Annotated in this window: 11 protein-coding genes; 5 read left to right on the top strand and 6 right to left on the bottom strand. The window is 30.0% G+C overall.

Annotated features, from left to right (window positions below; translation table 11 throughout):
• Window position 1: 1 nt before the first annotated feature.
• From ES045_RS13920 to ES045_RS13930, 3 genes are read right to left on the bottom strand one after another with little or no spacing between them, the layout of a single operon-like run.
• A complete protein-coding gene (locus ES045_RS13920) occupies window positions 2–1369 on the bottom strand; it encodes a DUF5723 family protein (protein WP_147116886.1) in 1368 nt (455 codons plus the stop codon).
• Between the two features lies 1 nt (window position 1370).
• Window positions 1371–1910, bottom strand: coding sequence for a hypothetical protein (locus tag ES045_RS13925; RefSeq protein WP_147116887.1), 540 nt, complete (start codon window positions 1908–1910; stop codon window positions 1371–1373).
• A gap of 36 nt (window positions 1911–1946) precedes the next feature.
• The gene (locus ES045_RS13930; protein ID WP_147116888.1) at window positions 1947–2630 is read right to left on the bottom strand and encodes a YjjG family noncanonical pyrimidine nucleotidase; all 684 of its coding nucleotides are present in this window, start codon (window positions 2628–2630) and stop codon (window positions 1947–1949) included.
• 74 nt (window positions 2631–2704) lie between these two features.
• Between ES045_RS13930 and ES045_RS13935 the strand changes: the two genes are divergently transcribed.
• Complete coding sequence (locus ES045_RS13935; RefSeq protein ID WP_147116889.1) at window positions 2705–3838, top strand: glycosyltransferase family 4 protein; 1134 nt, start codon at window positions 2705–2707, stop codon at window positions 3836–3838.
• Window position 3839: 1 nt separating this feature from the next.
• Entirely contained in the window at window positions 3840–5105 is a 1266-nt protein-coding gene (locus tag ES045_RS13940) for a polysaccharide biosynthesis C-terminal domain-containing protein (RefSeq protein WP_147116890.1), read from the top strand.
• Here ES045_RS13940 and ES045_RS13945 read toward each other — a convergent pair.
• The 3 genes from ES045_RS13945 to radC all read right to left on the bottom strand — a co-directional run bounded on the left by ES045_RS13945 (window position 5075) and on the right by radC (window position 7999).
• Entirely contained in the window at window positions 5075–5929 is an 855-nt protein-coding gene (locus ES045_RS13945; RefSeq protein ID WP_147116891.1) for a hypothetical protein, read from the bottom strand. The two genes, ES045_RS13940 and ES045_RS13945, sit on opposite strands and share 31 nt — an antisense overlap.
• A 1-nt stretch (window position 5930) precedes the next feature.
• Entirely contained in the window at window positions 5931–7235 is a 1305-nt protein-coding gene (locus ES045_RS13950; protein WP_147116892.1) for a polysaccharide deacetylase family protein, read from the bottom strand.
• A gap of 77 nt (window positions 7236–7312) precedes the next feature.
• Entirely contained in the window at window positions 7313–7999 is a 687-nt protein-coding gene (gene radC, locus ES045_RS13955) for a RadC family protein (protein ID WP_147116893.1), read from the bottom strand.
• A 151-nt stretch (window positions 8000–8150) separates the two neighbouring features.
• On the opposite strand from radC, the gene trkA reads away from it, so the two are divergent.
• From trkA to ES045_RS13970, 3 genes are all read left to right on the top strand, one after another.
• The gene (gene trkA / locus ES045_RS13960) at window positions 8151–9497 is read left to right on the top strand and encodes a Trk system potassium transporter TrkA (RefSeq protein WP_147116894.1); all 1347 of its coding nucleotides are present in this window, start codon (window positions 8151–8153) and stop codon (window positions 9495–9497) included.
• Window positions 9498–10997 (top strand): TrkH family potassium uptake protein, encoded by a 1500-nt coding sequence (locus ES045_RS13965; protein WP_147116895.1) that lies wholly within the window; start codon window positions 9498–9500, stop codon window positions 10995–10997.
• Between the two features lie 86 nt (window positions 10998–11083).
• The gene (locus ES045_RS13970; RefSeq protein WP_147116896.1) at window positions 11084–13177 is read left to right on the top strand and encodes a T9SS type A sorting domain-containing protein; all 2094 of its coding nucleotides are present in this window, start codon (window positions 11084–11086) and stop codon (window positions 13175–13177) included.
• Window positions 13178–13197 lie beyond the last annotated feature (20 nt).

Below are 13197 nucleotides of genomic sequence, written 5' to 3' on the forward strand. Positions count from 1 at the left end.
TTTAATTAAATAAAAGGTTAAAACCGAATTGTAAAGAAACGTTATTTGCAGACGAAATATCAGACATTTCTGCGATATTATCAAGGATTCCGTAAAAATTAATTTTTCCTATTTGTGCAGAAATCCCTACTCCAACGTTGTAATAAGAATAATCGTCTATAGTATATGTTAATTTTGCGTGTAGTTTATGTGAAAAAGATTTCTGATAAAAACCTGTAAGCGCAAATTGCTGTCTCAATGGCCTAAATACTGAATATAATTGAGCACCAATAGCATCTGTATAGAAATCTTTATAAGTATCATCATAACAATATTTACTTCTCTTTTCACCGAAACGATATTTTATGGCTGCATTTATTTTTGCTGGTCTCCATGAAATATAAGACTCTTGATGATCTATCGTTGATAATTGCTCCTTAAACGCTGTATCTAGTTCTTCCCAATAATTTAAATTAGTAGCATCATATGCAAACTCAACTCCTTCAAAAGTAAAATCTCCTTGTGTTAAAGTATTTTGAATGTTCTTTTTATGATTCACGAAACCAACATCTAATAAACTTCCAGAAAACTGTAATTGTGGGCTAATATGATATGTAAGACCTACATCTACCCCTAAACCCAAATTCCCACCTAGAAAACTGTTTTTTAAATAAGCACTTGGGTCATTAATATATTCGTCATTTTTAATTAAACCAGAAGTTTTAAAATCTACATTTATATCATTTAAATGATGAATGTACATATTATCATTTCCTAAATTTGTGGTAAAAGTTCCTGTATTATTTGTTGATTGTACATTTAACGCAGAAGAATAAATCTTAAAACGCCCACCAAGTGTTAGCTTTTTATTTACTTTTCTTGTGATTCCTGCATGAATAACCCCTAAAATATCTAGCTTGTATAATAACTGAGATGCACGAAAGCTTTTGTTTAAATAGGCGGTATTACCTTCATTTGCGAGTGTAATTAAGTCTTTAGGTAAGTAACCAATACCATCTAACTCTTCATAAAAACCAATACTTATATATGTTTTTTCGTCGAATCGATAACCAGCATTAAAAATGGCTATTTGAGAATATATTTTTAAATAATCACTTGTTTCTATATTTCTTAAAACAGTTGAAATTTTATCATTAATAAATTTATTATCTTTAGCAAAAATATCTGCAACGGTAAAACCTGTAGTTTTCAATTCGGCTGAAAAACCAGATAAGAAAGGCATACCAATATGGAGTTTATAATTGGTTTCTGCACCAGGATTTAAAAGCAACGTTTGTGGCAACCCAGCAAAATCGTATAAAACCTGCTTGTTCTGTGAGAAAAAATTTAAAGAAGTCAATAACATAAATACAAAGAATCCTTTTTTCATATCATAAAGGAGCTTGTAAATGAATTATTGCAGCAGATTTAAAGTTAATTTCACCAATATCTGTAGCTTCTACTGGTGTAAGCTTGTCGTCTAAACTTAGTTTTATTTCTACTCTAGAAAAATGTTTTACGTTTGGGTAAATAGCAATATCTATAAATTCTTTATGCTTAAAATCTAACTTATTTGCAGCAACTTTTAAATGCTGAAGTTCATAAATGAGTGTGTCATCTTTATCTAAAAGAGAAATTTTCATGGTAAAATCTCTATTAAAGTCATTTCTAATTTCAATATCAAAATCTAATTTTATTAAGTTTTCTTTGATATAACTGTTTTCAAAAAGCTTAAAGTCTGAAATTTCTGTAATAATTGGAGCTCCTACAGCGGCAGTAAAATTAGTTGCATCAATTGTAAAAAATGCTAGTGATAGCGAAAATGAAGATTCTGAGGTATAGTCTTCTATCTGATCAAAATCTAAAGATTGTGAGCAAGAAAAGAATAAGAAAGCGCATAGAATAACACACAAATTATTAGGGGGATTCATAAAATGAGATTAATTCAAATTAAAACGTAAGTTATATTAAAGATATTGTTTTATTTCTAATAAGTTTTTTACTGCTGTGATCTTTTTATCTGTCTCGCTTGATGCATCAAAAACGCAATGAATAGCCTTTAAACCCACGTTTAATGCTCCTTTAATATCTGCGTCTAAACTATCACCTATCATAATAGAATTGTCTTTTGTGGCTTTGGCTGCTTTTAATGCATAATTAAAAACCATAGGATTTGGCTTTTTTACACCTACAGAATCTGACGTTATTATTTGATCAAAATAGTGATGAATTTTGGAATTTATCATCTTTTTACTTTGAATTTCATCAAAACCGTTTGTAATAATATGAAGTGTATATTTACTCTTTAAATAATCTAATAATTCAAAAGTCCCCTCAAAAAGATGATTGAATTCGGCCAAGTTTTCTATGTATTCTATGGCTAATTTATTTATAATGTCATCTGACACTGTATAATTAGCAGCATCAAAAGACTTTTTTAGTCTTTCATATCTTAACACCTCTTTGGTTACCTTTTCATCTCTATATAGTTTCCAATATTCTAAATTAAGAGGTATGTAAACTTTTAGGAAATCATCAATTTTAATATCGATATTATTTTCAATAAAAATTTTCTCAAAAGTTAATGCAGAATTCTTTTCAAAATCCCATAAGGTATGATCTAAGTCAAAAAAAACGTGTTGTATTTTCATTTGATAAAAGTAAAAATTATTAATAAAATAAAAGCATATTAAGTTGTTATATTTGTAAACAACAAAATTATTTTTTGAAAAAGAAACTTCATATTTTATTTCTTTGTGGTTGGTATCCTTCTAGGGTTTTACCAACAAATGGAGATTTTATTAAAAGACATGCAGAAGCCGTTGCTTTAAAACATAAAGTTTCTGTTATTCATATAACTACTGATAATAATTCGGTAAAAGACATAGAGATAGTCTCTAAAAAAAATGCTTACATAGACGTTTATATTGCTTATCTAAAACCTCAAAAAAATCCGGTAATAAAAATATATCTATTTTGGAAAGCCTATAAAATAATTTTAACAAAAGTAATCGACTTTGATGTTATTCATCTAAATGAAATTTATCCTTTTGGAATTTTAGCAAAATTAACTTCTAAAAAATATCAAAAGCCATATATAATTTCAGAACATTTTACGGGGTACCTAAAAGCATCTAACTTTAAAATTCCTTTTTTTCAAAAGTTTATTTCTAAATATATTGTAAAAAAGGCTTTTGCAATTTGTAATGTGAGTGATATTCTTTCTGATAACATTAAAAAAATAGGTTTTAAAGGAAATTTTTTAACTGTACCGAATGTTGTGGACACTAATTTATTTATTCCGAAGAAAAAAGAAAATACATTTTTAAAATTAGTGCACGTTTCTAGTTTAAAAGATGACCACAAAAACATTTCGGGAATGTTGCGTGTTGCAAAACTTTTAGACAATACATTAGATTATTTTGAATGGAAGTTTATAGGAGGTGATGGTCTTGAGTTTAAAGATTTAATAAAAGGCTTGAATATCAAAAAAGGGAAAATTTCTTTTTTAGAACATCAAACACAAGAAAAATTAGTAACTAATTTGCAAGAAGCATCTATTTGTATTTCTTTTAGTAATTATGAAACTTTTGGTATTGTAATTCCAGAAGCAATTGCATCTGGAACGCCAGTAATTGCTACAAATACAGGTATTGCAGCCCAATTAGAATTATTCGACTTCTGCAAAGTAATTTCTATTAAAAATGAAGATGTATTGTTTCACGAAATCTTAAACTATAAGAACACTTTTATCAACTTAAACGCAGAAAAAATGCACACTTTTGTAAAACAAGAATTTAGTAAAGAAGTCATTTCAACTAAATTTTCTTTTCTTTATTACCAATCATTAAAAAAATAGCTTGAATTTAATAACTTCATACATTTCAAATTTTTTAAGTAGAAAAGGAAGCTATGTTTTGTTAGCAACCATTTTTGCAAGATTGTTTTCTTTTTTAGCGGCTTGGTTTGCTTTAAAATTAATTCCTAATAAAGAATTAGGCGTCGTACTTTTTGCCTATAATATAATTCTTTTTGTAATTCCCATAAGTGGTTTAGGCTTACATCAAAGTTTTTTAAGGTATGGAGCTTTATTAAAAACTAATGAAGAAAAAAACAGCTTATTTCTCTATGTTTTAAAAAAAGGACTACTTGTTTCTTTGCTATTAATTGCCTTCATTTCTATAAGTGCTTTTTTTATCAACTTTCAATTTGAAAACACAAAAATCTATTTATTTTTATTGTCTTTTATAATCATTCCTTCATTTATTTTAGAAATTATAAAGGCACAGTTAAGGCTTAGTCACAACAATAAGGGTTTTGCTTTTTCAGAAATTACACAAAGCATAATATTACTGGCTAGTGTTGTTACTTTAAGTTGTTTTTTCGAAGAAGTTGGCTATGCAATTGCACTACTTTTAGCGCCTTTATTAACTTCTTTCCTATTTATTAATAAAGTAAATATTAATTTTAAACTTAAGAAAAAGTTAAATATTACAGATAATTCTTTTTGGAAATATGGCTTTTTCGCAAGTTTATCTAACGTAGTAACACAACTGCTTTTTGTAGTAGATATTTTATTAATTGGCTATTTAATTAAAGACGCAGAAATGGTTACAAACTATCGATATGTTTCTTTAATTCCGTTTAGCTTGCTCTTTTTACCTCGCGTTTTTATTGCAACAGATTTTGTAACTTTTACAGAGAAAATATATGATAACACTTATATTAAAGAGTACATTAAAAGTTACATGCTACTGTTTCTAACAATAAGTATTTTACTAATAGTAGGTTCTTATTTCTTCGGAAGTTTTGTTTTAAGCTTGCTTGATGATCGCTTCACAACCTATACATCCACTTTTTTTATTTTAATGATTGGAGTCTCTGGAATTTTTATTTTTAGAGGACTTTTTGGAAATCTACTCTCTTCTATAGGAAAAGCCAACGTAAATTACTACATCGCTAACATTGCTTTACTTATAAATGTAGTTAGTAATTATTATTTAATACCAGAATATGGCATTAAAGGAGCTGCAATAACCTCTGCAATTTTAATGTGGTTCACAGGAATATTATCTTTTATTTGTTTTAAAATACTCTATAGAAAAGCTTTATTAAAGGTAGAATAAACTTCTTCTTCAGCACCAAAACTTCTGTAAAATTTTCCGATATTGGGCAGATTCCCTCCTTCAAAATCTAAAATAACATTAGAGTTCTCATGTTTTTTTATCATACTTGAAATCAAAAAACTTGCTGCCTGTAGTTTTCTTCCTTCTTTTGTAAATGCAGCATACAGATAGATAACTTTATCCTTATCATTTATAAAAAAACCTCCACCTAATAATTCTTCGTCTTTAAAAACACCTAAAACGGTTCCTTTTTTATTCTGAATAAATACGTTTACTAAATTCTTTAATGTCCTTTTTGGTATTTGATATGTATAATTTTTACTTTGAATTTCAATAAGTTCATCAATGGTAACAGAAGTCAATTTTAAACCCGCCTTCTCTCCTACTTTTATAGCATGCTTCCTTCCTTTGGAAAAACCTTTATGTATTGCTGAAAATTCTTTAGAGAGCTTTAATGTATAATTTTTTCGTCTTGTTTTTTCTGATACTAAAAGATTATCAACGTTTAGACTTAAAGAAATTTTTAAGAATTTAAACGGAATTTTATTTAGCATTTCTTTCTGAAGTTCTTCTGAAATTACATCCTTAGAAAAAACACCCAATTGCTGACAAAAATAAGGTTGTGTAACATATTTTACGAAAAAACTTCTGTTAAACGGAATTGGTAGTACGGCTTCATAATCGTTCAAAACTAAAACGTCCCAATGGTCTGCTACAATATCTAAATACCAAGAACACGCATAAATTCTAGACTGTATTGCCTTTTCTATACAAACATCATACTTTAAAACATCTAAATCTTTTCTCTTAACGTAGTTTATCATGCTAAGAAATGGCAATTTTAATCATAGACTCATATAGACGCCTCCAACCTCTCCAACGCATGTGATTGCTTAAACTTTCATTATGAAACAGCGTAATAAAGGTGCCATTTACTGCTTTTACTTCGTTTCTTAAATCTCTAATTTTACCTAAAGATTGTTTGGGTGTAATTTTTAGGTAATCGTTTAAAGTAGTGTCCATCAAAGCAAAAGGAAATACTTTTAATGGTGTTTGAATTTCAAAATCTAAATCGTAAAAATAAAAAGGCGTACACGTACTTGCTCTAAACCCCACTTTACTTGCATACCCCATAGAATGGTCTTCTTCTATTTCTAAATCTATTAATTGTTGATAGGTTTCGGGCAAATTAAAGCGCAAGTAATGCTGTCTAGATCTTTTTATTGGTGTATTTGTAATGTTTTCTAGGCGTTCTTTTTCTTTCTTTAAAAGCGCTGCATTTTGCATGGTAAAATAAGACGGATGCAAACCAACGCTCGCATAGTCTACCAAGTCTTTAATAAGTAATCTGTATTTACTCTTAGAAGCAGAAACATTCGTATCGAAAGTGGTATAATCTCCGATCGAACAGAAGAAAATAGTTTTAATATCCTTGGTTTTTTTAATCTTTAATATTTTCTGAAAATTATCAAACGGGTCTTTCATAATGTTTAAAACCACCGCAAATCGGTACCAAACATCCAATAACCTTAGCCTAAACAAATCGTTTATAAAACCACCAAACGTTCTTATAAAATTTTTATATTTATATGCAAAAGCATTGTCTATATCTATGGTAGATATATAGTTATAAGATCTATTCTTATATTCATAATCTGGGAATTTTTCTTTTAATTTTGCTAATAATTTATAAGCCCAAATATCTACAACGGGCTTTTCTAGAAAACCACTTTTGAACGCTAAACTTTCTGATGGTGTATACCGCCCATGAACATCTTTTACATGTGGTAAGTATTCTTCATAACGAGAAATTAAATAGAAACTTGCTGCAAAAATATCAAAAGGAATGGCAGATTTACTTCCTGCTCCGAAAAAACAAGGAACTTCTTCCCATTTCTGAATATTTGTCTCTAAATCATTTACACCTTGCTCAAATAATAGATCGTTACTTTTTATAAAAAACTCGTTTCCTAAGGGTGTTTTCGTATACGTTAATTTCGGGCCGTTATGTGCCACAAACTCTTCCACTTTAGTGGTAAAACGAACAGGAATTAACAACGTTCTTGTTAAAATATGTTTAAATATATAACGAACTCTTGGTGTAATTTTATGTGTGTAAACTAATATCATTATTTCATTTAGTTGGTCATTTTTAGTTGTCTCTTTTCAGCTAGTTTCTTTATAAAAACTAAGACTGCAAATTACAACTATAAAATTCCCTCATCTGCAAAGCTAAAATACGCTTTTTCAGTAATAATTAAATGGTCTAAGAGTTTAATATCTAAAGTAGTTCCTGCTTCTTTAATTTTTTGTGTTAACTGTTTGTCTGCATTACTGGGTGCTAATTTTCCTGAAGGATGATTGTGACACACAATAATTGCAACTGACGCTAATTCTAAAGCTCTTTTAAAAACCAATCTTATATCTACAATGGTAGCCGTTAAACCTCCTTTGCTAATTTGAGATTTTGCCATTACTTTATTGGAATTATTTAGAAACAACACCCAAAATTCTTCATGCTCTAAATCGCCAATAATAGATTGCATTACGTTTGCAACATCTTTACTACTTGTAATTTTTGGTTTCTCTAGAGCAACTTCTAATTGTCTTCTTTTTCCTAGTTCTAAGGCCGTAATTATACTTATTGCTTTTGCCTCTCCAATTCCCTTAAATGTTGTTAGTTTTTCTACGGATAGTTTTGCGAGTTCATGAATATTACCATTTACAGATTGTAAAATTCGTTTAGACAATGCAACAGCACTTTCTTCCCTATTACCAGAACCTATTAAGACCGCAATCAATTCAGCATCAGACAATACCGCTTTTCCTTTGGCTATTAATTTTTCTCTCGGCCTATCATCTAAAGCCCAAGATTTTATCGTTAATTTTTCCATGTGTCTTTTTTTTATAAATGTACAAAATAGGAATTAAGCTTTTTACACTTATTTACGACACTAAAGCGAGTCTAAAAAGAAAAATCAATTTATAAAAATCAGTTTGAAGACTTTCGTACCTTTGCTCCTTATATTCTATTCTATTTTACACATGAAGATTATTATAGCAGGAGCTGGAGATGTTGGCTTTCATTTAGCAAAATTACTTTCTTACGAATCTCAAGACACCTATGTTATCGATTTTGATGGTGAAAAGTTAGATTATATTAACAATCATTTAGATGTAATCACCAAAAAAGGAGATGCAACCTCTATAAAACTTTTAAAAGAGATTGGTATTGGTTCTGCCGATTTATTAATTGCTGTTACAGAAAGTCAGAATACAAATTTCACAATTTCTGTAATTGGTAAATCTTTAGGTGCTAAAAAAACAATTGCTAGAATAGACAACCCAGAATTTTTAAATGAGTGCGAAGTAGATTTTAAACAATTTGGTTTAGATTTTATGATTTCGCCTCAAGAGCTAGCGGCAAATGAAATAAAGATGTTGTTAAAGCAGTCTTCTTTTAATGACACTGTAGAGTTTGAAAGTGGACTTTTTAATGTGATGGGAACTGCTTTAAGTTATAAATCTCCATTAGTAAACTTAACCGTAAAAGAAGCCAAACAGAAGTTTTCACATGTCGACTTTATTACAATTGCCATAAAAAGAGCCAATGTTTCTCAAACTATTATTCCTAGAGGAGACACTACGTATCAACTAAATGATCAAGTATATTTTTCTGTACCAAGTTACAATATGAAAGATTTGTACCCAATAATTGGGAAGACAAAATTTGATATAAAAAATGTGATTATTCTTGGTGGAAGTAGTATTGGAGAAAAAACGGCAAGAAATCTTTGTCAAGAAGGTTTCGATATTAAATTGATAGAAAAAAATAGAGAAAAAGCAGAAAGTCTTGCTGAAGAGCTAGAAAAGGTTTTGATAATTCATGGAGATGGTACCGATTTAGAACTATTGGAACAAGAAAACATTAGAGAAACAGACGCATTTATTGCGGTTACGGGTAATTCTGAAACAAATATTATGTCTTGCTTGGTTGCAAAATCTAAAGGAGTTAAAAAAACAATCGCTTTAGTAGAAAACATGGATTATATTGAAATTTCTCAAACAATTGGTATTGAGTCTTTAATCAATAAAAAATTAATTGCTGCAAGTAATATTTTAAGACATATTAGAAAAGGTGAAATTTTAGCCTTGGCAAATTTACACAATATAGATGCTGAAGTTTTTGAGTTTGAAGTACAGCCAAATGCAAAAGTAACAGAGAAACCTATTAAAGATTTAAACTTTCCTAGAGAAGCTGTTTTTGGTGGCGTTATTAGAAACGGAAAACCTTATATGTCTTTTGGTGAAATGCAAATACAAAGCGGAGATAAAGTAATTGTATTTTGTTTACCCGAAGCTGTTAACACAGTAGAAAGTCTATTTAGATAAATGGGAGCTTTAAACACAAAAATAATTTACCGCTTCTTAGGAATTACAGCCATGTTAAATGGATTGTTTATGTTTTTAACAGTTCCTTTTAGCATGTATTATGATGAACCTGAAAAATGGGGAATTCTAAATGCGGGAATCATTACCACTTTTATTGGTGTTTTATTATTCTTTCTAAACAAACCTAAAAATACAAATATTCAGAAAAAAGAAGGGTATTTAATTGTAACTTTAGGTTGGTTAACACTTTCTTTTACAGGAATGTTACCTTATTTACTTTCGGGAGCAATACCAGGTATTTCCGATGCTTTTTTCGAAACCATTTCGGGGTATTCTACCACAGGTTCATCTATTTTAACGGATATCGATAATATGCCTAAAGGAATTCTTTTTTGGCGAAGCGCAACCCATTGGATTGGTGGAATGGGAATTATTGTTTTAACCATTGCTATTTTACCGCTTTTAGGAATTGGAGGAATGCAGCTTTTTATGGCAGAAGCCCCCGGACCTTCCGCAGATAAATTACACCCTAGAATTACCGATACGGCTAAAAGATTATATTTAATATATGTTATTTTAACTTTAGTTGAATTTTTCTTATTGAAGTTTGCTGGTATGACTTGGTTTGATGCCATAAATCATGCCATGGCAACAATGAGTACAGGTGGTTTTTCTACAAAAGGAGATAGCATTGCTTTTTATAACGGCAAACCACTAATACAATACATTATCATCTTCTTTATGTTTGTGGCAGGTACAAACTTTGTTTTAACCTATTTCGCTTTAAAAGGGAAAGTTCAGAAAGTTTTTCAAAGTGAAGAATTTAAGTATTATTTATTCGGTACCTTAGGAGTTTCTGCTGTTATCGCAATAGTTATCATCTTTTTTCAAGATCCAAATTTAGAAACTGTTTTAGCACACCCAGAAGTATTCGGAAAAACAGAAAGTGCTATTAGACATGCACTTTTTATGGTTGTGTCTGTCGTAACCACAACTGGTTTTGTTTCTGCAGATTTTACAATGTGGAACTTCTTTGCTACTGGTGTTTTCTTTGCTTTATTTTTCACAGGAGGTTCTGCAGGCTCTACAAGTGGTGGTGTAAAAGTTGTGAGACATATTATTATGTTAAAAAATAGTTTTTTAGAATTTAAAAAAGCATTGCATCCAAATGCAATCATTCCTGTTAGATATGACGGAAAAACAGTAAACAAAACTATCGTTTTTAATATCTTGTCTTTTTTTATTATTTACATGTTAATTTTTATTATTTCTTCTGTAATCTTAACATTATTTGGCTTAGATTTTATGTCTGCAATAGGTGCAGCAGCATCTTCTTTAGGTAATATCGGTCCCGCAATTGGCTCTGTAAGTCCTGTAGATAATTTTGCACATTTGTCTAACGGTGCCAAATGGTTTTGTTCTTTTCTGATGTTAATTGGTCGTTTAGAATTATTTACAGTACTTATTTTATTTACTCCGTTTTTTTGGCGTAAAAACTAAAAACTGCTATCCTTCTGTTAATTAATACTTTGTAACATTCTAATTTTAATTTTTTTTTATTACTTTAGGGTTCTAAGAAAAAAAATATGAAAAAGAAAAAAATTTTAACGAGTATTTGGTGTGCCCTATTTTTAACGTTTGGCATCACTAACACAACTTCACAAAACATTGTAATTAATGAAATTGTAACAGACCCACAACAAGATTGGAGCAGTAATGGTTTTAATGGAAGCCCCGGTACAAATTCGATTACAAACACAGATGAATGGCTTGAACTATTCATAAAAACGGATGGGTTAGATTTAACAAATTGGACTATTGAATTAATCGATGGTTCGGATATAATTGGTAATCTAACAGATAGTGGAGCTTTTGATGTTTCAAACTACATCTCTAATAACGGAGGAACATTCACAAGTACAAAAAATGGAGACTTTCTAATTTTAGGAAACCTTACAGGTAGTGCTCAAATGAGTAACAGTATTACAATTAACTTAAAGAATAATATTGGTACAATCATAGACACCGTAACCTTGGGTATTGCCGCAGGTGAAGCCCCTAAAGGCTCTGCAGATTCCGCCGCAAATGAGTCTGTACAAAGAATTCCTAATGGTACAAATACAGATGATGTAGACTTTATTAAAGGTATTGCTAGTTTAGGAAAAATAAATTCTACGTTAGTTTGGAGTGGTAGTCTAAGTAATAATTGGTTAACAACTGGAAATTGGACTTCAGGTTCAATTCCTATTGCAACAGATAATGTCAGTATTCCTGCAGGGTTAACGAATTACCCAACAATTTCCAGTGGTAGTAATGTCATTGTAAATAAAATTGTTATCGACTCTGAAGCTAGTTTAATCGCAGAAGGCACAGCTACTATTTCTGGAAATGTAACTTACAATAGAACTATCGATTTTGTTTCTGGGAATTTAAAAGGATGGTACCTCGTTGGAGCTCCTGTTTCTGGTCAAATATATAATAAAGCTTATGCAACGTCTCATGCTTTAGCCTCAAGTGGTTCTAAAAGAGGAATTGCAACCTATACTACCATTTCAGACTCTTGGAGTTATTTGCTCGATGATAATACGAATGCAGGTTCATTTATCACTGGTAAAGGGTATTCATTAAAAAAAGGAACAGCAACTGGTACTATTTCTTTTTCAGGAACAATACACACGGCAAATGCAGGTGAAGATGTAACTCTTATAAAAGATGGTAACCGTTTTAATGCTTTAAGTAACCCGTATACTGCATTTATAAATAGTGCTACGTTCTTAAATAATGAAAATGCTATTTCTGAAACCAAAACTTTATGGATTTGGAATCAGACATTAGGTACTAATGGCGCTTATGAAGTTAAAGGCGTTGGAAGTAATTTTATGATCGCTCCGGGGCAAGGTTTCTTTGTAAAAGCAAATACAGCGGGTGGTATTTTTAATTTTTCTAAAGCGAATCAAAGTCATAATACAGGCACTGATACTTTTCAAAAAAAGCCTACTAACACTCAAATTAAAATATCTATTACAGATGGTACCATAAACCAATATGCTAAAATTTATTATTTAGAGAATGCTACAACTGCTTTTGATGCAGGCTATGATGGTGAATTATTTAGAAATTATCCTTTTGCAGTCTACACACAATTAGTAACAGAAAATCTAGGTAAAAACTATCAAATTCAATCGCTATCAAACGATAATTATGAAAACACAATAATTCCTGTTGGTGTAAATGCTGAAAAAGGCAAAGAAATAATGTTCTCTGCGGAAGTTTCGAATCTACCTAAAAATCTAAAAGTATTTCTAGAGGATAGAGAAGCCAATACATTTAATCGTTTAGACGAAGCAAAATCTGTTTATAAAATTACTTTAACTAAAACTTTAAAAGGTATAGGAAGATTTTACATACATACCGCGCAAAAGGTTTTATCTACCAACCACGTAAGTTTAGAAAAGATTAGCATTTATAAATTAGATAATTCTACACTAAAAATAGTTGGTTTACAGCAAGAGGCTACAAGCATTACTTTATTTAATATTCTAGGAAAACAAATAATGAAAACCTCTTTTACTGCTAACGGAATTGAAGAAGTTTCTTTACCCAAATTAGCGAAAGGAGTTTACATTGTTCAGTTAGAAACGGAAATAGGAAAACTGAATAAGAAAATTATTTTAGAGTAATAACGAGAATTTTAAATAAA

The organism is Polaribacter sp. IC073, from assembly GCF_007997075.1.
Classification (GTDB): Bacteria; Bacteroidota; Bacteroidia; order Flavobacteriales; family Flavobacteriaceae; genus Polaribacter.